The 21,777-nt window shown below is 45.9% G+C and carries 19 protein-coding genes and 1 pseudogene; 4 read left to right on the forward strand and 16 right to left on the reverse strand.

The genetic code is table 11. The features are described 5' to 3' along the window. The first annotated feature begins 32 nt into the window (after window positions 1-32). Window positions 33-443, forward strand: coding sequence for an Npun_F0494 family protein (locus QT990_RS23240; RefSeq protein ID WP_333143934.1), 411 nt, complete (start codon window positions 33-35; stop codon window positions 441-443). A 4-nt stretch (window positions 444-447) separates the two neighbouring features. On the opposite strand, the gene QT990_RS23245 is transcribed toward QT990_RS23240, so the two are convergent. Beyond that, window positions 448-684, reverse strand: a complete 237-nt coding sequence (locus QT990_RS23245) for a hypothetical protein (protein ID WP_333465805.1) — start codon at window positions 682-684, stop codon at window positions 448-450. 551 nt (window positions 685-1,235) lie between these two features. Between QT990_RS23245 and QT990_RS23250 the strand changes: the two genes are divergently transcribed. From QT990_RS23250 to QT990_RS23260, 3 genes are all read left to right on the forward strand, one after another. Then, window positions 1,236-1,799, forward strand: a complete 564-nt coding sequence (locus QT990_RS23250) for a Uma2 family endonuclease (protein ID WP_333289406.1) — start codon at window positions 1,236-1,238, stop codon at window positions 1,797-1,799. Window positions 1,800-2,429: 630 nt separating this feature from the next. Then, window positions 2,430-6,044: an isoleucine--tRNA ligase gene (gene ileS, locus QT990_RS23255; RefSeq protein ID WP_333465806.1), complete on the forward strand. Its 3,615-nt coding sequence runs from the start codon at window positions 2,430-2,432 to the stop codon at window positions 6,042-6,044. Window positions 6,045-6,149: 105 nt separating this feature from the next. Beyond that, on the forward strand, window positions 6,150-6,749 hold the full coding sequence (locus tag QT990_RS23260; RefSeq protein WP_333143930.1) for a hypothetical protein: 600 nt from the start codon (window positions 6,150-6,152) through the stop codon (window positions 6,747-6,749). Between the two features lie 207 nt (window positions 6,750-6,956). Here the strand turns inward: QT990_RS23260 and QT990_RS23265 are convergent, their stop codons facing one another. The 15 genes and pseudogenes from QT990_RS23265 to QT990_RS23335 form a co-directional block, all read right to left on the reverse strand. After that, entirely contained in the window at window positions 6,957-7,253 is a 297-nt protein-coding gene (locus QT990_RS23265; protein WP_333143929.1) for a hypothetical protein, read from the reverse strand. 7 nt (window positions 7,254-7,260) lie between these two features. Beyond that, window positions 7,261-7,596 (reverse strand): XisI protein, encoded by a 336-nt coding sequence (locus QT990_RS23270; protein ID WP_333033025.1) that lies wholly within the window; start codon window positions 7,594-7,596, stop codon window positions 7,261-7,263. Beyond that, a complete protein-coding gene (locus QT990_RS23275; protein ID WP_333143928.1) occupies window positions 7,584-8,003 on the reverse strand; it encodes a XisH family protein in 420 nt (139 codons plus the stop codon). The genes QT990_RS23270 and QT990_RS23275 overlap by 13 nt, the downstream gene beginning before the upstream one ends. A gap of 223 nt (window positions 8,004-8,226) precedes the next feature. Next, on the reverse strand, window positions 8,227-8,739 hold the full coding sequence (locus QT990_RS23280; protein ID WP_333143927.1) for a dihydrofolate reductase family protein: 513 nt from the start codon (window positions 8,737-8,739) through the stop codon (window positions 8,227-8,229). A gap of 66 nt (window positions 8,740-8,805) precedes the next feature. Continuing rightward, window positions 8,806-10,293, reverse strand: coding sequence for a COR domain-containing protein (locus tag QT990_RS23285; protein ID WP_333300895.1), 1,488 nt, complete (start codon window positions 10,291-10,293; stop codon window positions 8,806-8,808). Window positions 10,294-10,709: 416 nt separating this feature from the next. Beyond that, on the reverse strand, window positions 10,710-11,048 hold the full coding sequence (locus QT990_RS23290) for a hypothetical protein (RefSeq protein ID WP_333300897.1): 339 nt from the start codon (window positions 11,046-11,048) through the stop codon (window positions 10,710-10,712). Window positions 11,049-11,118: 70 nt separating this feature from the next. Next, window positions 11,119-13,989, reverse strand: coding sequence for a DUF3854 domain-containing protein (locus tag QT990_RS23295; RefSeq protein WP_333143924.1), 2,871 nt, complete (start codon window positions 13,987-13,989; stop codon window positions 11,119-11,121). A gap of 580 nt (window positions 13,990-14,569) precedes the next feature. Further along, on the reverse strand, window positions 14,570-15,283 hold the full coding sequence (locus QT990_RS23300) for a hypothetical protein (protein WP_333143923.1): 714 nt from the start codon (window positions 15,281-15,283) through the stop codon (window positions 14,570-14,572). A gap of 357 nt (window positions 15,284-15,640) precedes the next feature. Beyond that, entirely contained in the window at window positions 15,641-17,086 is a 1,446-nt protein-coding gene (locus QT990_RS23305) for a tyrosine-type recombinase/integrase (protein WP_333143922.1), read from the reverse strand. 138 nt (window positions 17,087-17,224) lie between these two features. Beyond that, window positions 17,225-18,853: a leucine-rich repeat domain-containing protein gene (locus QT990_RS23310; RefSeq protein WP_333143921.1), complete on the reverse strand. Its 1,629-nt coding sequence runs from the start codon at window positions 18,851-18,853 to the stop codon at window positions 17,225-17,227. A 355-nt stretch (window positions 18,854-19,208) separates the two neighbouring features. Further along, window positions 19,209-19,529 carry a DUF433 domain-containing protein gene (locus QT990_RS23315; RefSeq protein WP_333143919.1) on the reverse strand — a complete coding sequence of 107 codons (321 nt, stop codon included), beginning with the start codon at window positions 19,527-19,529 and terminating at the stop codon, window positions 19,209-19,211. A gap of 37 nt (window positions 19,530-19,566) precedes the next feature. Beyond that, window positions 19,567-19,728, reverse strand: coding sequence for a hypothetical protein (locus QT990_RS23320; protein ID WP_333143918.1), 162 nt, complete (start codon window positions 19,726-19,728; stop codon window positions 19,567-19,569). A gap of 248 nt (window positions 19,729-19,976) precedes the next feature. Beyond that, window positions 19,977-20,339: a DUF5615 family PIN-like protein gene (locus QT990_RS23325; RefSeq protein ID WP_333143917.1), complete on the reverse strand. Its 363-nt coding sequence runs from the start codon at window positions 20,337-20,339 to the stop codon at window positions 19,977-19,979. A gap of 3 nt (window positions 20,340-20,342) precedes the next feature. Next, complete coding sequence (locus QT990_RS23330; protein ID WP_333143916.1) at window positions 20,343-20,681, reverse strand: DUF433 domain-containing protein; 339 nt, start codon at window positions 20,679-20,681, stop codon at window positions 20,343-20,345. A gap of 299 nt (window positions 20,682-20,980) precedes the next feature. Next, window positions 20,981-21,777, reverse strand: a pseudogene (locus QT990_RS23335) (IS701 family transposase); the annotation flags it as partial.

A 21,777-nucleotide genomic window follows, 5' to 3' on the forward strand; every position in this document is an offset into this window, starting at 1 on the left:
AAAAATATAGTACCTGTTCAGAGGTTTTTTGAATGACTTTTATTCCATCCGAAGCGTTTAAATCTATTAGTTATCCCGATCGCACCGTAAAAAGAGCCGATCGCGCCGTCCGCTGTTCCCCTTTTCAATTACACTTCTTCCAGACCATCCGCGATAATAGTGTTTTCCTAACTGCGATCGCCTCAAATTCCGGTGTCGAAAGCGGCTACACTCGATCGCCCGTATCCGAACTCGTAGCCGAAAACTCCCTACTCTGGCTGATCCAAGTCGGCGTGTTGCGGCGGGAAGTAGACGGACAAGGGATTACCGACAGTTTTCGCCTCACGCCCCTAGGCCGCCAACTCGTGGAAAAATGGGAACAGGAAGGACAGGGGGTGCCGGCCGCGTCATTGTGCGATCGTATGGGAAATGCCGTTAGCCGCGGGTTGGGACTGTTTCTTTAAGCGTTTATTGCTTGTCCCAGTCCGACAGTCCGACAGTCGGACATTCCGACAGTCCGACATTCCGACATTCCGACAATCCGACATTCCCACAGTCCGACATTCCGACATTCCGACAATCCGACATTCCCACAGTCCGACATTCCCACAGTCCGACATTCCCACAGTCCGACATTCCCACAGTCCGACATTCCCACAGTCCGACATTCCCACAGTCCGACAGGGAATGAATTCCCTGTCTCATAGCGAAAGTCGGTTAAAACCGACTGCAAGTTTAAATTCAATTCGATGTTGAGTTTCGCATAAAACCGACTGCAAGTCTCAATTTAACTTGATGTTGAGTTTCGCATTGCACGTTAATCAACCTCCTCAGTCCTCTTGCAGAGGACTTTCGCTATGAGACAGGGATTTCAATCCCTGTCGGACTGCAAGTTTAAATTCAATTCGATGTTGAGTTTTGCATAAAAGCGACTGCAAGTCTAAATTCAACTTGATGTTGAGTTTCGCATTTCACGTTAATCAACCTCCTCAGTCCTCTTGCAGAGGACTTGCGCTATGAGACAGGGATTTCAATCCCTGTCGGACTCGCCGTCAAACGAGTTAGACCGCGATCTCACTTGAGTTTCTTAGAAGGACTGGGGTGTGTTTTCTTTCACGGAGAATCCCACAAGCAAATTTATGCTTTTTTGTGGAATAGGCATCTTGCCTGTTCTTAACAAGGGTGCAAAATGTGAGTATAAATTAAACGCCCGATCGCTTAACTAATACAAATTAAACTTAAATCAAATAAAAATAATGGTTCAAACCGCTTCTAAACCTTTGACTCTCGATGAATTTCTCCAACTGTCGGAAACCAAACCCGCCAGCGAATTCATCGATGGTCAGATTATCCAGAAACCTATGCCCCAAGGAAAACACAGCACAATTCAAAGCGATTTGGCTGCTGACATTCACCGGGTACTCAAACCGCAACGCATCGCCCGCGCCTATCCAGAATTGCGCTGTACCTTTGGCGGTCGATCGACTGTACCCGATCTAGCAGTCTTTACCTGGGAACGCATTCCCCGCGACGAAAACGGCGAAGTAGCCAACACTTTCGCCATCGCCCCCGACTGGACAATCGAAATTCTTTCCCCTGACCAAAGTCAAACTAAAGTCGTCCGCAACATTCTCCACAGTCTCGGCCACGGAACCCAGATGGGCTGGTTGATTGACCCGGAAGAAGAACTGGTATTTGTCTATTTTGCCGATCGCACCATAGCAGTTTTTGAAGAACCGGGCGATCGCATCCCCGTTCCAACCTTTGCCGAATCCTTCAATCTCACCGTGGGTGAAATGTTCAGTTGGCTGACTGAGTAGCGCTACCTCGGTTTAGGAATGATTTAACCGCAGAGGGCGCAGAGGAAGAGAAGAGAGATATCTCTATGGATTTGGTTCGATCTAATGTGCGGTCGATCGCTTATACTAGAATATCTAGTTGTCAGCTCTTCAATGACGAGAGATGACTAAAGTTGTCACTACAAACTTAATTGTCAGTAACTCAGGGCTAAAGCCACTGAGCTTGTAAGAGATATCTCTCGCAAGCTGTACTGACCAGCCTAAGTCTTCACTGACTACGTTATTTAGGTCATAACACCGGAGAATACGTTGCTAGTTTTCCGCTCTGTTGTTTACAGTTAAACAGTCTTAAAGTCACTGAGACAGTGCTGTAAGCGTGACAAGCCTTTATAACATTGGCGAAGCGAACCTTACCCCGAAAGGGAGATTGAGGCAACCATACCTCACTGGAGAGGTTGATTAAATTCCCTCTCCAACCCCGAAAGGGGATTCAAGGCGATTGAAATCGCCGCGCCGTTTTCCACGAGCGGGCTAAAGCCGCGCTCGTTTCCCACTTACCGAGTTTTTTTATGATTATTTAACCGAACTTGATATCATCTTTCAAATAACCGCTAACTACTAACAACTAACTACATAAAAAGTTTGTCAAAAATGGAAGCTAAATCTTACAAAGACACGGTAAACCTGCCCAAAACCAAGTTTGATATGCGCGCCAACGCCGTCAAACGGGAACCAGAATTGCAACAATTTTGGGCAGATCAAGAAATCTACGATCGGCTTTCGGAAAATAACCCAGGCGACTTGTTCATCCTCCACGACGGGCCACCCTACGCCAACGGACAACTTCACATCGGCCACGCCCTCAACAAAATCCTCAAAGACTTTATCAACCGCTACCAAATGCTGCGCGGCAAAAAAGTCCGGTACGTTCCCGGTTGGGATTGTCACGGATTGCCGATCGAACTTAAAGTATTGCAGAACATGAAATCGGAGGAGCGGCTAAATCTTACGCCGATCGAACTCCGCCGCAAAGCCGCCACCTTCGCGCAGCAAACAATGGAACAGCAGCGCGAATCCTTCCAGCGCTACGGCGTTTGGGGCGACTGGGAACACCCGTATTTAACCCTAAAACCCGAATACGAAGCCGCTCAAATCGGCGTTTTCGGTCAAATGGTGCTCAAAGGCTACATCTACCGAGGCTTCAAACCTGTTCACTGGAGTCCGAGCTCGAAAACAGCCCTCGCCGAAGCCGAATTGGAATATCCCGAAGGCCACACGTCGCGCAGCATCTACGTCGGGTTTCATGTCAAAAAATTGTCAAAATCTTTGCAGTCGAAGAAGGCGGGCACGGGGGCACCGCCCCTACAGCGCTATATGCCGAGTCTCTGGGCGGCGATTTGGACGACTACTCCCTGGACAATTCCGGCAAACTTGGCGATCGCAGTTAATCCCGAACTGACTTATGCGGTGGTGGAACCGCCGGCAAATTCCCACATCGCACAACAATTTATGTTAGTAGCTGTCGATGCGGTCGATCGGCTGTCGGCAACTTTTAACACTGAATTAAAAATACTTGCTACCTTCAAAGGCAAAGAATTAGAAGGTTGCATCTACAAACACCCGCTGTTCGATCGCGAAAGTCCAATTGTTGCCGGCGGTGACTACATTACTGCTGATTCGGGGACGGGATTGGTGCACACTGCACCCGGCCACGGACAAGAAGACTTTATAGTAGGAAAACGCTGCGGTTTACCAGTTTTAACGCCCGTAGATGAGAACGGAAATTTCACCGCAGAAGCGGGACAGTTCGCAGGTTTAAATGTCCTCGGAAACGGCAATGCCGCAGTGATTGATGCCCTTGCCGAAGCAAATTGTTTGATTAAAGAGGAAAGTTACGCTCACTCTTATCCTTACGATTGGCGCACGAAAAAGCCGACCATTTTTCGGGCGACGGAACAGTGGTTTGCATCCGTTGAAGGGTTCCGCGATGAAGCCTTAAAAGCGATCGCCGGTGTGAATTGGATTCCCGCCCAAGGGGAAAATCGGATTACTGCAATGGTGGGCGATCGATCGGATTGGTGTATTTCTCGCCAGCGGACTTGGGGCGTTCCCATTCCCGTATTCTACGACGAAGAAAACAACGAACCGTTGTTAAATGAAGAAACGATCGCCCATGTGCAAGCCCTTTTTGCCGAGAAAGGTTCCGATGCTTGGTGGGAATTGTCGATCGCCGAATTGCTGCCGGAATCTTACCGCAATAACGGCCGCACTTACCGCAAAGGTACAGACACGATGGATGTGTGGTTTGACTCTGGTTCTTCCTGGGCCGCAGTTGCCCAAGGTCGATCCGAATTAAACTATCCTGCTGATATCTATTTGGAAGGTTCAGACCAGCATCGCGGCTGGTTTCAATCGAGCTTGCTTACCAGTGTAGCAACTAACGGCGTTGCTCCTTACAAAACAGTTTTGACTCACGGTTTTGTGCTAGATGAAAAAGGCCGGAAGATGAGCAAATCTGAAGGCAATGTCGTCGATCCGGCGTCAGTAATTAAGGAATATGGAGCCGATGTTTTGCGGTTGTGGGTGTCTTCGGTAGACTACTCGGCAGACGTGCCGTTGGGCAAAAACATTCTCAAACAGCAGTCAGATGTTTACCGCAAAATTCGCAATACAGCTAAGTTTTTGCTGGGCAATTTGCACGACTTCGATCCGGCAAAAGATGCCGTTGCTTACGAGGAATTGCCGGAACTGGACCGCTATATGCTGCACAGAATGGGCGAAGTATTTGCGGAAGTCCAAGATGCTTTTGAAAGCTTCCAATTTTCCCGATTCTTCCAAACTGTGCAGAATTTCTGCACGGTGGATTTGTCTAATTTTTACTTGGATATTGCCAAAGATAGACTTTACATCAGCGCGACAGATACCCGTCGCCGCCGCAGTTGTCAGACGGTGATTGCAATTGCTGTGGAGAATTTAGCAAGGGCGATCGCACCTGTTTTGTGTCACATGGCTGAGGATATTTGGCAGTACCTTCCCTATCCGACTCCTTACAAGTCCGTGTTTGAAGCCGGCTGGGTGCAAATTGATGCTTCGTGGCACAATCCAGAATTGGCTACTCGCTGGCAGTATTTGCGACAAGTGCGCGGCGAAGTTAACAAGGTTTTGGAAAAAGCCCGGATGGAAAAGGCGATCGGTTCTTCTTTGGAAGCTAAGGTTTTATTGTACGTTCCTGATGTTGAGAAAAGAGAGCAATTGCAAGCTTTCAATCCCAGCAGCGAAGAATTGGTGGATTATGTGCGATCGCAAAATTCAGTCATCGAGTTAGCGGCCCAGGAGAAAGCAAAAGCAGCACAAGATAAACAGGAAGAACAAGCGGCAAAAGTTGCCAAAGTCTTGACAGAAAACAAAATTTATGTTGAGGCGAAAACGATCGCAGAAAAGGGCGATCGATCTTCTCAGATAGTAGAGTATTCTGTCCCTGAACTGTCGGCTTCAGATTCTGGGCAAATCTTAGATCGAGCCGCCGAGTTTGTGGCTAATTTGCCTGAATATGCGGGCAACTTTTTCACAGAATACCAACAAGCGCTGGTAACACTTGGGCTGTTAGCCTCTGTGTTAGTAACGGGCAGAGTAACGCTGGCGATTTTGGATACGATGAATCAGATTCCGATGTTGGGAGGCCTCTTTGAAGTCATCGGCATCTTATTTACAATCTGGTTTGCTTTCCGTCACTTGCTGTTTGCCGCCAACCGTCAAGAAATTGCACTACAAATTGATTTGCTGACAGCAGATGTGCTGGGCCAGACAACCGCGATCGTGCTTGCAGAAACAAAGGCGATCGTCCTCGCACCGCCAGTAGAGACAGCGCTTGTGCTTGTAGAAACACAGGCGATCGTACAAACAGCCCCAGCCGAAAAAGTGTTTGTAGAAACACCCCAAATCCCGCAAGCAGAATTAGTTGCGATCGAACCCAAGCCAGAAATTCCTGCTGAAATAGCTGCAGGGCACGATTCTACAATGACCGGCAACGGTGTAGACGAACTGCGGTATTTGTTCATTACTTCGGAAGTGGAACTGGTAGAATCCAATGCAATCCTGCAGGAATTGCCGTACAGTTATCAGTCTCCCGAATTGGCGATTGGTGTAGTGAAAGCAGACGGGGAAAAGTGCGATCGTTGCTGGAATTACTCGACTCACGTCAGCGAGTCGATCGAACATCCGCTAATTTGCGAACGCTGCGTTTCAGCAGTAGACCACAAATTCTAACGTAGGCTGTGTACCGCGCACCTTACATCTTAATGTAGGGTGCGTTACTATCTCAAAAATTTTTTTTGCAACCTTGTTTCTGGTAACTACGGAATTATAAAAGCAATGGCTTACAGCGATTTCAAATTAAGTAATGTAAGTAAAATATTTGAATTAACAATTACTGAGTCTTCCCAACTATTCGCTGATGTTCTCGAAATAGAACCCAGCGAATTATTAACAACTATTCTCAAAGAAAATATCGATCTCGCTGTTTCAATTAATACCGAAAAAGCCAGATCAGAAATGATTATAGCCCCAATTCTTCTAGAAATTAGGCGCAAATTAAATTATCATATAAGTTTATTTTCTGGGATCGAGTTTAATGTCGATCCAAGTAAAGGACTCAATGGATTTTGCGATTTTTTAATGAGCAATTCTCAGGAACAATTGTTTATTTCCACTCCCATATTAGCAATTGTAGAGGCAAAAAATGATAACTTGAAAGCAGGATTAGGTCAGTGTATCGCTGAAATGGTAGCAGCACAATTGTTTAACCAACAAGAAGGTAATGAAATCTCGATTATTTACGGCGCTGTCACAACTGGTACAGTTTGGCAATTTCTAAAACTAGAAAATAACGTGGTTTCGATAGATTTAACCGAGTATTTTATCCGAGATATTCAGAAAATCATCGGAATTTTAATCAAAGCTATGAACGGCTAACAGTAAGGTGTGTACTCAACAGTATTAGTAGCTAACTGTAGGGTGTGTCAGGGGAAAATTTCTTGAGTAGGTAGGCGATTAAAACCTTCGGCGCTGACGCACCCTACCATAACTTATAGTCAAACTGTACGCAGTCCACACCATACAAACTCAACCGGTGTCCAGTGTACACTATACAGATAGAGGTTATAAAATCGATTACCAAAACTATTTCTGATTAAAAAAACGGCAGACGATTTCACCAGGGTGGTTTTGTCCAAACGCCAAAACTGTGCCATCTTTCTTAACTGTAGTGCGATCGCGGCAATTGTAGACTTCTAGAGGCTTTTTCACTCCATCAACACTCAGAATTACCCTGTATTCCCAATAATTTTTTGCACTGCGTTTGATATCGACAATGCAAATCTCGCGCCCTTGGTAATTGCGGCATACAGAGGCCTCAGCAGGAAGCGCATTCCAGAAAAAAGATATTAATAGCAACAAGCAGCAAACACATTTCATCATCTGCGATCTATTCTACTGCATAACCCGTATACTTCCGCATAAACGGGGGCTGAAATCCCCAAACAATATCCTCTTTGGGAACTCCGGCTATTACTAAATCTTCAGCAATATCATCTTCAGTGGCATTCCATTGAAGCCAAATTTTCCCGCCCTTGATATCAATGTGAATGCTACAGTGATGCACCCTAGTCTGCTTGTCCCAGCCCACATAAAAGATTTGGTAATGATCTCGTTCTGTATCAAGAATTGTCTCGACTTCAATGTCTCCGTGAGCAGGTTTGCGCTTGCCGTACTCCAGTAACATTTGCTGCACAATTTGCCGATATTTGATTAATTTTTCCATTCTACAATTACCTCAAGTGCTGTATCATAAACAATCATTTTTACCTGGTTTTCCTCGATCCTTGCTTTCGGGAAATCTAGTTTAAAAAATTCTTCATAAGTTATTAACGGCACAGCCAAGTACAAAATGCGATCGGGTGCTTTTTCTTTAAGTGCGGCTCGATAATTAATGAACTGCCCCAATGCTCTGTGAAATTCCGAGATTGCCGACGATTTTGCCAAAAAACTTTTGACCTCAACGGCAATTTTTTCGCCTTGCCTTTCTGCCGCAATCAGCCTTTCTGCTCCCAGATCGATCGACATATCTACACCGCCAACACTAATCGGAAACGGATCGTGGGTAATATGCCAGCCTTCTTTTTGCAAAGCTGTTTTGACAACTTCATGAAAAACATCTCTGGCAGACATAATATATCGATAACTAACTTACTTATTCCTATCTTACCTTTTTTGATAACCAACTGGCAGTATTTGGCAACTGAGATGTGGCACTATTCTCAAGAACGGGCAAGATGCCCGTTCCACAAGAGATAAATTTTCTTGTGGAACAGGCATCTTGCCTGTTCCTAAAAGGATTATTGACAATGATGCAACATCTCAGTTAGAAGCCACTTAAAAATTGGACACGCCCTCAAGTCGCAACATCATAAGATAGCTGAACCATACCAGAACTGTATGTCTGACATCCAGTTAACTGCAAAGCTGTAGTATTTATGGGATTAACAAATAAAGGGATTCCCTCGCCCAAAATAAGCGGATGAACCGAGAGAATCACTTCGTTGACAAAGTTTTGATTCAGGAAATCGCGAATCAGCAGAGAACCTCCCACCAACCAAATATTCTTGCCGTCCAGCAAGCGCAAATCATTGACAAAAATCTCTAAATCTGTTACCACTTCGACATCTGAAGTGCCTTGAAAATCTAGATTTTTCGTAAAAACATAGCTCTTTTTTTCCTGGTACGGATACTCGCCAAAAGTTAGAACTTGTTCGTAAGTTTTTCGACCCATGAGAACCGTATCGATGCTACCTAAGAAGTTACTATAACCGTAATTTTGGTCTGTAAACAGCCAGTCAATATCGCCATTCGATCGGGCGATATAACCGTCCAGACTAGATGCAATGAATAGTACAATTTTACGCATGGCAACACCGAGGTTTTTGGACTGATTGAGGTGATTATCGCCCCAATCACCTTAATTTTAAATGATTTAGCGTCCTGACGGCCGCTTGAGTTCGATACCCACCTTTTGACCGAGATCGATCGCCGTATTAGCAAAATCAGTCATTCCTGCGATCGGAATAGCGATCGCAGTACCCGCCGCTAAAATAGCTGTTAAGCTTTTCTTTAATCTGGCTTTATTCCATTGATTCTCCGGTTTCTTAATTTCCGCTTCGACATCTTCAATATCAATAATTATCTCATCGCGGATGTCTTCGGGAAACTGATCGGCGGTTTGACGCATCGATGAAATCAGTTTCAGGATTTCTGCCGTATTGGCGTTATTGTTTTGCAGGGATTGATTGCCGCCAACTTCGGCACTGTTCGACGAACCGCCGATATTGCCGGAAAAGTTAGAACCTTGAAAAGCACCTTGAAAGTTGTTGATTTCAGAAGAATTTTGAGTCATTTTTGCTTCTGCTTTATTAATAATTGGTCTACTAACAGCTAGTTTAGCGATATCTACAAGGTCGTCATATTCTCTTCCGTATTTTTCCATTTCTCGATCGCCCATTTGCTTTCTGCGCCGAAGTTCGATCGACTCATACCCATCCAACAACGGCCGCAAATCCAGTTTAAGTTTAAGTTTCCCAACGCGCACCGTATTTTCGCCCATCTCCTCCAATCCTAGCAATTCCTCGTAATCCAGCGGATCGGCATCGGGACAACCCGGAACCGGCACCCATTGACTGATTTCCAGATTGGCAAAAGAATTGTGGATTTTGGTAAACGTATCGCGAATCATGCTGAGGAAAGAACGCCGCGTCGATTCCCGCCCGCTAACGGCAATAAAGATTTTCTTATCTTCCGGGTCAGATTTAATCCGGGCGATGTTGTACACCTCAGCGCCTTCGGTGTACTCCAGCATAACCCCCGTGCGCCAGTGGGTGCTGTTGTGGATTTTCTCGTGGGTGAGGACGATGAAACGCGAGAGGATGCTGTCGGGGAGGATGCGGTAGTGATATTGAAATTCCAGGGTTTCGCCTTGGAGTTCGGTGTTTTCCGGTTGTTCTTTGGGCAAGATGCCGGGGATGAGGAAAGTCGGCGCCCGACAATGGCTGACGGGGAAGCAGAGTTCAAATTCCTCCATCAACCCGGTGAGGCAGTGGTAGCGGCGGCTGGGATATTTATTTGAGTCGAGGATGCGGCTGAGGTCGGCGTAGGTGAGAATACCTTTGGTTTTGACTTTGAGTGCGTCGTCGCTGAGGAGGGCATAGATGCCTTCTGTCACCCAGTGGGGATTGAGGATGTTGGTGGATTGCAGGATGGGGTGTTCGCGGAAGTTGAGGACAATGCCCAGGTTGTGCAGCAGTCCGATCAGTTGGGTTTGGTCGGTTTCTTCCCAGATGTTTTCTTTGGCGCAGATGGTGGCGTATTCGCTGATGCTGATGATGTCTTTGTCGAGGTTTTCCAGGCGCTGCTTGACTTGGAACCAGCTTAGCGGCAAAAGATCGTAGACTTGTTTGAGTTTAAACAATTTACCAAAAAACAATGCTTTCAGCCGTTCTCAGTCTAGAATCTAGACTGTTTCTAGAAGACTAACGTGGACACGTCGTTCCAGGTGTTGAGCTAGCTTATTTTAAAGGGAATATTCTCTAGATAAATTCTAGACGCGGTAGGGTAGCGATATTTGCGATCGCTCTGTAGGCCTCAACTCAAAATCGGGTTTTTCGATGGTAAATGCCATTTTAAAATTTACTTTTTGGGATTTAAGCAAAAAAAAAGCCGCTATCTGCGAGTCTAAGCCTGTATTTCCAGGGATAGCCGCCTACTGTAGGCGGCTATTGTTCAAAATGCTATCCCGTCCCGGTCAGAAGCCGAAAACCTACAATCACAACATACACATAGCGTGACTGACGCGATCGCACTGCCGTGCCAGCCGATCGTCATCAGTTAAGGTAACAGGCTACCCAGCATATCCAAAATTGCTTCTACGTCCGCTAGGTCGCATTTAGACTTTTTGCGCTTAGCTTTCAATTGGTTGAGTAAGACAGCAGCATCAGGTAAATCACTTGTGTCAAATGATTTTCCACTATCCAGTTGTCGAGCTATAGTCAGCACCCGATCTGCTAGGGCGATCGGTACTCGGATAGTGCGGGTTTGCCCGTGTTCCCATTTACCCTCATAGTGCTTGAGGTTGGCTAGGCTAGCGTCATTAATGTTTTTAGTTATTTCACTTGTGTCAGGTGATTTATTATTAACAGACTGGCACGGATGCTTTAGTTCTGTCAAGTGTTTAGTCACGCGACACAAGTGACTAGGGGTAGAAAGTTAGGCTGTAGGTAGATGACACTCGAAACTACTACTTTTCGGAGAGATACATCAAATCCCCGGCGACGAACTCCTGTTCCCTTACGAATGCTACTTCTTTGTCGAATTGTACCCGCAAGCCCGTATAAGTGGGGTAATTGGTAATTTTGGTAATTTCCCCTTTAACGCCCTTAGCGCGATCGCCGGGCTTCACTACAACAACCCGATCGCCTACCTCCAAAATACGGGAAGGCCTCGGTGCGGGCTGTTGTGTAGGGGATGTCCCATTAAGTGCTCGCTTGAAAAATCCCCTCAAGTGAAGTCCATCGGTACTTTCAATAAATTTCTTTATCTCTTCCATTTTTTCGGTATCGCCGCTCGCTTTTGCTTCCCGGTACTCGTCGGCCATCCTTTCAGCCCGCTGTCTGTTGGCGGTGGTTTGCATATCGGCTTTAGTCGGGTTTGAGGGAGTTGAGGGGGGGGGTGGTGGCACTTGGGAGGGAGTTATTGAGGGAGTTTGAATCGTTACTGGTACTGGGTTTGAGGGAGTTGAGGGAGTTTGGGGGGGTAAATCTTTTTCTAACTCACTTTCTCGATCACTTTCTTCCTTATCTGGCAGATAATTTTCTTTATTTTTGTTTCCGTTTGAAACTTTAGGGTCTAACTCCCTCAACTCCCTCAAAGGTATATCTGGTAGGGGTTCAACTCCCTCCCCAACTCCCTGCAAACTCCCTGCAACTCCCTCGCTAACTCCCTCAATCCCGACTAAAGTTTCGGAGTGAGTGATATGGTTATCCGACTTTTCTCTCACCCTCAATCCCTCAAAATAGGCTTGTGCACCCTGATGTCGGGTAAAGGGTAAATTCTCGTCTGTCAGCAAGTCGGCAAGCAAGCGGGGGAATTTGACAATACTTACTTTCGAGAACCCACTCTCTTCGCAAAAATCCTTGTAAGCCTCGTAAAGCTTCCCGGTGCGGGTAGTAGCGGCCGGGTCTAGTACCAGTTCCATATCAAAGAATGCAGCGGTCGAGCTTGTTTCGACTTTCATCTCCCATTCCTTATATTTGAACTCAGCAATCTTTTCGGCTCCGATACCGCGTATCGCTTGAGTAACGGCGCTATTTGCGAGGGAGAGGGCTATTCCAATCAATGCGGGTATTTCTGCCTCAAACTCACTTTCGATAGCGTGGTCGCGTTTTTCGGTAGGTATGGGGTTATCAAAGTGAACCAGGCACAACCGACGCTCTAGCCCGGTAGTGTCACCCACAAATATGGGTTTGTTACTACAGATGAGGAAGCACCCGTAGAAAAACGCATCGGCGGCCGGAGTGTGCAATTCCCGGTAACTAACAGCATCTCCACCCGTAAAACTGAGAATCGAGTCAATACCTACGGGTTTTCGTTCATCGGCAAACACTACCAATTGTTTATCCACAACTGATGCCTTAGTCGATCCGTCACTTAGGCGATCGAGCTGGCAGCCCTTAAAGTTCTCCCGTCCAACCATTTTCTCCATCAACCGAGTAAAAGTACCCTTACCGGAACCCGGCGCTCCGACCAAGTGAACGAACATCTGCAAGTCGAAAAACCGATGTTTGAGTATGGCGTTAGCAATGGCTAGCAACTTAAACATTTTTCGCTCATCGTCTTGCATCGCCGTCCTGAAGAATTTATGGGTATTAGGACAATTTACCCGTAAAGCCTCTAACGGGTCGCTTAAATCGCCTTCTAGTGGCTTGTAGTCGAAGGGTAAGAACGAGGTAAACCCCGTACCCGGTGAGTGCGGTTGAGTTGTGAGGGTATTACCATCTAGAACGCAATTACTAAAGTTGATGTAACGCTTTCTATCCCAATACTGCCAGCGGATTTGTCGCAAGTCACATTGGAGCAATTCCACCACGTTGTTAATATACTCAATCCCGCTGTAGTTTATGTTTTTTGCGTCAATAGTGGTTTTGACCAAACTCTTAAACGGCCCTATCCCTACCTTTTCCCAGTGTTTACCGGAGTATATCCGCCACGTTTTTTGTTCGTCATCATATTTCCACTGATGCCCATATTGTTCGGCTAACCGGGCCGCTGCTTCTCGCGGTGTCGGTGGCTTTTTCTTTTTTGTTGGTGTATCACTATCAGTTGTGTCAGGTGATTCAACTACATTACTAGCTTTCATCAGTATTGCCCTGAAGGCCTCAATCCCTTGATTATTGATGAAATCATCCATCCCCTTGCCGTCCTCGTGGTTCCAATTGCCTGTAACCGATAGTACCTCGCAGCCATAGGCTTTCAGGTGTTTAGTGAGGGTTTTTTCGGCACGGCGAACATTCTTTATGGTTTCCACCTTCTCAGGTGGATCGGAGTCATAAGAGATGATAAAGTTAAAACCCGCTTCAGCTAATCGTTTCAGCCCTGGTATCAAGTCGGGTTCACCCTTTGCCTTTGGGGTTAATCCCATATCTATCCCCATTAGGGCTACCGTAGGGATATCCCACATACAGCCCTTAATTGCCTTTATGCACCCCTCGGTGATGAGTAGGTAGGGTTTGCCGTTAATGGTGAAGCATCGGGCTTTAAGAGCCTCTAAATCAGTCCAATATGTTTCGACTTCTGGATGCTTGGCAAGGAAAGCATCGTATTCACCTTTAGGGGTGCGATATTTAGGAAGCTTTCCGTCCTTTGACGGCCACGGGTTAATTGGCCGTAGTTGCAGTTGTTCGAGGTTGCCGTAAAAAACTATACAGGGTGATTTAGCCTCATATCCCAGCAATACCGTGGCTTTCGGGATGTCAGCACTACCACAGTTTGCATATATCCAATCCAGAGGAAGTTTTCGCTCGACTCTTAAATAGTCCTTGTCAGCGGCATTGAGTAAAGATTTGTTGCGGGTAGCGGCAACAACTGTAGAAGATGATGGTATACTATCCATAGCGGTTGTTCCTGCAAGTAAGGTGATTAACCGCTATCCCTAGTGTTTAGCTAGTGAATTGATGCCGTGATATACCCTTCCGGCAAGGGGACTTTCTAGAAAAAGTCTAGAAAATAAGTTAAATTTGGTTCAGGTTTTTTGGGTTTTTGTTGTCTCTCTTCACCAGCTAACGCTATTTAGGGACAGCGAGAGCCTTTTTTTTGCCTGCGGGTACAAGCGGGCAAATTCTGCTGTTGAAATTGTAACCTGTCGGGGGATGGCAAATATCCCACAAATAAAGCTTATACAGCGTTATAATTCTTCCGGAACCCTATAAGGGTTAGGATTATTTTCTCGTGTATTAAAGTCTATACAGCGTGAGAGAAATTTACACTAAATCTCACAAAATTTATACACAAGACGCATTTTTCTTACTTTGTATAACAGGTGCTTAAGTAAGTAAGTGTATTTCCTAGAGTAGCCCCCTACAGTAGGGGGCTACTTGTAAAAATGCTCACAAAAAAAGAAAAGCTAGCTTCACACTATGCAGATGATGTGACTCTAGCTTTTTTACTTGTGACCTTACCGATCGGATACCAACCTAAAACTCAATCAACAAATCATTAAGCTCTTGCCGTGTGGGCGGGAACTGTCCACCCCGTTTGTAGTGAGTAAGCAACCGACTGTAGGTGATGCCCGACTTCAAGTCCCCAAAGTGTTTGGCATAGGCGTAAAGCCCTAGCTCTTGCGCTTCTTGTACCATTACCAATTTATCCTTGGGGGCGGTTCGCCGTTCGACTACCTTGTAGTGTTGGCTCATCCTCACCGGTTCCGGTAGTGGCTCATATGCCTTTTTTGCGATCGCTTCGAGGCACGTTAGTACCCGCAGCACCTCGGTAGTTGCTGGCATCCAACAGGCCAGCTTAAGTACGGCCCGTGGGGGCAACAGGTAGTTGAGGTGGGGTTTTCCTATCCAGCAGATACCGAGTACGGGTTCCGAGTGTTCAATGAAGGTTTCGGGACAACTGAACAAGCCATCCCCTACAAGTTGTGGTTCAAAGTTGCGGATTAGGCGATCGGTAGTTTTTGGCTCAACGTCATAAAGGGCATCTACCTGTTCCGGTAATAGCACGGGAGCCTGGTAGTAGTGCAACCACGGCTTAACGCCAGTACCGATATCAATGCAGGCAAAAGCCTCGGTGTGGCGGATACCATCAAACACGGCATCTCGATACCAACGGAGTGCAAGGGGCTTATCCCACGAATAGTTAAAAGAAGCCGATCGTGGGGTACGTGAAGCGGACTGTTGTGACATAATAATATTCTCAATTGCTTGAACCAATTGAGAAAACAGCAGTCATCGGGGTGCAACCCGGTGGCTGTGTTGCTTTCTCTTACTTTTGACGATCGCAGCATTCAGGCTAAAGTGTCAATACTGCAACTGTTAAGTTTTGTTGCCAACAGAACGGGACTACTTACTGTCACTCACGTGACACAAGTGAATACTTGATATTAAGTTCACTGCTTATTTATCTCTATTTTTACGAATAGCCGCCAACTGTTGGCGGCTACGCCAGAAAATACAGGCAGAGACACAAACAGGCAAGGCAAAAAATAGCCAATAAAAAACCCCCCTTATTAAGGGGGGCGGTAGGCTGGGAGGTAGCTGGGGCTAAAAAGCTTCTACGATTCTAGTTTCTTCACTTACTCCCAGATAGTGCCTGAGAATTACATCTACACTGTTACCGCAGGAAGTAGCAATATGTAATAGTGCGTTGTTGTTGTGCTTGTTAGCCTGTGCTGTAAGCGTGATGTAAGTGTGACGGGTATGATATAGGGAGAGATAGCCTGATATCTTGCCTTCCTCTACTAATCGAGCAACTACTCCGAAATACCAGTAATCTGTCTCAGTACCATCTTTGAGTATTCTCTTTTGCTTGTACCCTCTCCAAGTTTGTGCAACGCTCGATTGTAGTCTGTGTTTCCCTTTTTTGTTTGGAAAAACTAACTCGCTTGAACTTTCACTTTTTAACTTTAACAATAGCTCCCTTAATCGAGAATTCTCACTAAAGTAGAAAAGTCTTACCTCACCTGTTTTGGTTTCTTTTACCTTTTTTGTTGACGAGCCTAGCGACTTGCTAAACCGAATTAAATTGCGCTCTAAATCAACATCCTTCCACGTGAGAGGTAATGCTTCAGAAGTTCTACACCCGGTTAAAAAGTAAAACTCGATCAAGGGAGCGTACAGAATTACAGCTTTAGACTTGGATTCATAAAAAGCCTTGATAATAATCTTGCATTCTTCCTTACTAAAAGCACGTCGGTCGTCTTCAAGTTCTTTTTCGTCTAACACCTCGTGCCATTCTTTTTCCTCTCCGTTTACTATTTTAGATGCGTACTTTTGCTGCGTTGTAACAGCGGGTGTGCTGAACTTATCAAGTGCAAACGGGTTTTCGGTGGTTGCATTAACCAACATCCCTTTGGATTTGGAAAACTCAAATGCCTGATTTAACTCAGACAAAAAATACGTTTTTTTTGATGATTTGATTCTAGACAATACTAGAATCAAATTTTGTTTGTCATCCAATCGGATTAAATCAATGCTTAATCCTGACTGAGTAAATGCTTTGGTTTGATTGTTCCAGATTTTACCGTAAATCAAATTTGAGAATTGTGTCTCATACCTGACTTTGAACGTTGTTTCCTCAATAACAGTCTTTTTCCACTCTAGGTAAGCTTCCCACATCTCCCCTACTGTTATTTCGGGTTCAAGCTGTACTGTACCTGGTAATTGAAGTACATCGGCCAGTTTGGCATATTTACCTCCCCCTAAGCCGTACTTGGCAAGTGTCGGGTCAAATAGCTTCTCCCATTCAGTGTGGTCAAGGTCAGCCTCCATAGCGATCGCTAACTGGGTAGCCCGTTTCCAGTCCTCTGGATTGTCAGCACTAAACCCGTATTTAGTCAGGTACAGGTAACTAGGCTTTCCTTTAAGGGATTTACCTTTTAACTGTTCCCATAACGGCGTGTGACGCTTAGGAAACCCTAATCGGAGTGATTTACCGTCACGGGTGACACTAACATCGCAGGACTGTTGAGGACGTTTATCGGCTCTCATAGGTTGTTCTTCCTGAAACTATTGGTTTGTCAAGGTTCTGGGTTTTCTAGACGGATTCTAGATTTCTGCACTTATGTGCATTTTTATGAGCAGCCGCCAACTGTAGGCGGCTACTTCCTAGAATAGTATAGCAGATTTTTAGTAGACTTGTTTGAGTTCGGAGATTTCCGTGTGGATGGCGCTGCGGAGTTCGTCGATTCCGCTTCCGCTTTGGCAAGAGGTTTCGAGAATGGCTTTGATGTTGGGATATTTGTCGCGCAAGGCTTTGCGGTTGAGGTCCAGGGGTTGTTCGTCGCACTTGTTGCCGACGAGGATGACGGGGGAAGCGTCGCCGAAGCTTTCGATCAGTTTCAGCCAGTATTCGAGGCGGTTTTCGTCTTCGCTGGTGCGGCAGTTGCACACGAGGAGGTAGAGGCTGCGTTTGGTAAGGAAAAATTGGTGGGTGGCGTGGTAGATTTCTTGTCCGCCGAAGTCCCAGACGTTGAGTTTGACTTGTTTGGTGTTGACTGTAATTTTCCAGTCTGTGATGTTGAGTCCGTCGGTTTGGGGCTCGTTGGGGTTGTATTTGTTGTCGATGAGGCGGTTGATCAGGGAGGTTTTGCCGACGCTGCCTTGCCCGACGAGGAGGACTTTGGCTTCGTTGAGGGGGCGGACTTCGCCGCTGCGGAGTTGGCGCAGGTAGTTGAAAATGGCGGCGGGAGTACCGGGTTCTTCGTTCTGGTTTGCAGACCCTAGAACTTCTGGAGAAACGGGCAGGGGATTGTGGCGAAGATCGAGGTATTTAAGTTGTGGCAGTGTTTCTAAGCATTCAGGAATCTTTTCAATCTGATTGAAACGGAGGTCAAGCAGTGTCAGATTCGACAGTTGCCCGATCGCCTCTGGAATGGAGGTAATCTGATTGCTATCGAGGTCAAGCCGTGTCAGATTCGACAGTTGGCCGAGCACCTCTGGGATGGAGGTAATCTGATTGCTACTGAGGGAAAGCCGTGTCAGATTCGACAGTTGGCCGAGCGCCTCTGGGATGGAGGTAATCTGATTGCTACGGAGGGAAAGCCGTGTCAGATTCGACAGTTGCCCGAGCGCCTTTGGGATGGAGGTAATCTGATTGCTACGGAGGGAAAGCCCTGTCAGATTCGACAGTTGCCCGAGCGCCTCTGGGATGGAGGTAATCTGATTGCTATCGAGGTCAAGCCGTGTCAGATTCGACAGTTGCCCGATCGCATCTGGGATGGAGGTAATCTGATTGTAACTGAGGTAAAGCCTTGTCAGATTCGACAGTTGCCCGATCGCATCTGGGATGGAGGTAATTTGATTGTCACCGAGGTCAAGCAATGTCAGATGGGACAGTTGCCCGATCGCATCTGGGATGGAGGTAATCTGATTGCTACTGACGAGCAGCCATGTCAAATTTGATAGTTTGCTGATCGCATCTGGGATTTGGGTAATCTGATTGCTACTGAGGTTAACCAGTGTCAGATTCGACAGTTGCCCGATCGCCCCTGGGATGCAGGTAATCTGATTGTGACTGAGGTTAAGTATTTTTAAGTTGGTTAATTGAAGAACAGCATCAGGAAACTCAGTTAACTTATTCCTAACCAATTCTCTTTTCTCTTCATAGAACTTCTCCCCCAACCGCAACGTTTCAAGCTGCGTGCACTTGCCAATCTCCGGCGGCAATTCCTCCAAGTCCAGCCCCGACAAATCCAGTTGGGTCAATTTTTCCTCGGCTGCTTGGTTAATTCGCCGCACTGCTTCCTCTCGCGTCATGCCCTTTGTCTCTCGGTAGGATTCATTTTATTGTGACAGGAATTTTTGGTTAGTAGAGGGGAATAACTACACGGCAGTGACCAAGGTGTGACAACTTAAGCTGTCAGTCCACCGAGCCTTCTCGCCCACCCGACAGTCCGCCAGGGAATGAATTCCCTGTCTAATAGCGAAAGTCCTCTCAAAGAGGACTGAAAAACTCATTAGTCCTCTTTGAGAGGACTTTCACTTTGAGGCAGGGGTTTCAACCCCTGCCGGATTGCTGGAATGAGGGAAATATCCTGTTTGAGGAAAAAGGCTACGCCAACATCGAGCGTTACGATCTGGAAATTTTCACTCTTAATAAAGCCTCACCCTTTCAATCATCTGTTTGATGAGAAACAATAACGCGATCGATTTCTTCGCGGTGGCGATCGTAATAACGCCAAGCATTCTCTAAATCGCGATCCGACAAACCTGGATAATTCCGAAGTAACTCAGCCTCATGGGCCCCCTGTTGGTGAAGCGAAACCAGTGTGCAAACAGGAATGCGGGTGTTGCGAATCCGGGCATTTCCTCCACAGACTCCAGGCGTACTCTGAATCGCCCTAGCCGAGAGTTTTTCTTGGAATAGCAAACTCTCTTCAGGTGTCAGCGACTCAATGACTTGAATTAAGGAGTCAACCAACTGAATGTTCATAGCTGGTAATTTACGGAATATATAATAGTGCGATCGCTCAAACTATCATAGCAAAATTTCCCAACACCAACCTCTCAAGCTCCGTACACTTGCCTATCTCCGGCGGCAATTCCTCCAACCCCAACCCCGCCAAATCCAGTTCCGTCAATTGTTCCTCGGCTGCTTGGTCAATTCGCCGCCCTGCTTCCTCTCGCGTCATGCCCTTTGTCTCTTGCTAGGATTCATTTTATTGTGACAGGAATTTTTGGCATTGAGGCGAGAAACCGGGTTTCTCTGAATTTTTTGGTTGGGTGACGATAAATATCGAGAGAAACCCGGTTTCTGAGATTTACGCATGGGGCGAGAAACCGGGTTTCTCTGAATTTTTTGGTTGAGTGACGAGAAATATCGAGAGAAACCCGGTTTCTGAGATTCACGCATGGCCTATCCCCCGCGCATAAGTCCCGTTTATGTTAAAGGAAGATGGACGATCCGATCTTGATATTCATCATCGAACGAACCATAAGCAATCAAAATCAATTCCTCAATATTTTGCCCAATACTTAAATCTGAGTTCAAAATAAAAATCCCTGGAATATGCCTACCTTCAGCTATATGATCTACCAAATGCACGGGCATTGACTTGCGGTTGTTCGTCACCAAAATAAAGTTATGCTCTTCACACCACACCAAGATATCAGGATCGAGCGTACTTTTCGGAGGCGTACCGATGTCACCCACCGACCAAACTACTAAATCAGGCCGTTTCCGGTGAAGCTGTGTAGCATAAACGGGAGTAACATTCTCATCCATCAAATATTTAAACGCCATTTCTCAATCACTCTGGTTCGCGGTTTGCTTTGCCCATTCTGCTTTCAATTTTCGCAATCTTTCGGCAGCCGGATGGGGATTTGCTGCTTGCATTTTTCGCTGCTGGTGCGACCACTCCAACCAGTCTTCCAAATATCGACTTACTGCTTCTTTGTTCTCCAAATAATACAAAATAGTCGCATAAACCTCTGCCAAAGTTAGAGATGGATAGAATTGCTGAATTTCTTCGGCGGTGCGTTCCCGATGCAGGTACTCGTACAGTACCGTCTCAATCCCGATGCGGTGTCCTTTAATGCGAATATCATCTGGTGCCAAGAAATCAAAATACTCATTCAATTCCATATCTAAAATTCCTCTTTTAGCTATTTACTATTATACTCGCGATCGCCCAAATTTAAAATGCTTCATCCTGCCAGATGAGGGCGCTCGAAACACGATCGAACTGTTGTTAAATTTTCGCTGGGGATGGGTGAAGCATAGAGAAACCCGGTTTCTGAGATTTAAGCATGGGGCGAGAAACCGGGTTTCTACGAATTTTTGGTTGGGTGATGAGAAATATCGAGAGAAACCCGGTTTCTGAGATTCACGCATGGGGCGAGGAGCCCGGTTTCTACAAGCTTTTAGCGGGACTTAAACAAATTTTAAGCCCAAACAAAGCCTAAACTGGCTTTATAAGCGGAGAATACGTCCCAATTTTGGTTCAACCATTTCACAAACCTAAAAGATATGGCTGTCCGAAATGCTTCGAGTGCATCACTAAAAGTGTTTAAAGGTTTGTTTGCCCATTTGCGCCTTAATCCTCCTGTTAAGGTATGCCAGAGAATGAAAGTGTAGGCACAAAACACCATAATGAAATGTCTTTTCAGGCTGATTTCATCTCTGACTTGATATTCATTTAACCCCAACCAGCCCTTGGCTTCCCGATAGAAAACTTCGACCCAATTTCTTTGTGAATAAGTTTTTACTATCCACTCCTCTGTCGCTGTTGATAAGTCAACATTACTCATCAAATAATCTATTTCAGTCGCGGTATCGAAAGTCTCTGCATTCATGACGATGGCTATTACTTTCTTACCTGTGCATTTTGATAATTCGACTTCCTTAATTGCTACCCATACTGTTCTCGGTCGTTCGAGATTGAGTTGAATTTTTGTGAAAGCCCCTACAGGTAAAGCTTTTGTTAAGTTGTCTACTCGAATTTCCTCTGTTTCATTTTCGGTTTTTTGAATTATTACTTTGCGATTCTTGGCGATTCCTCCGATATATTTTAATTTGCGGTTTTCTAATTCTTGTAAAAAACTGGTGTTATTACCATACCCTGCATCCATCAAGACTATTCCTGGTTTATAGCCTCTCGAAGGAGGTTTTGTCGATTAAATTTATGGCTATTTCTGGCTTTTTCTTGAATTCTGGGTCTTCCTCTCCCTCTGGTAATGAG

It is taken from the genome of Microcoleus sp. T3_B1, from assembly GCF_036700445.1.
Classification (GTDB): Bacteria; Cyanobacteriota; Cyanobacteriia; order Cyanobacteriales; family Microcoleaceae; genus Microcoleus.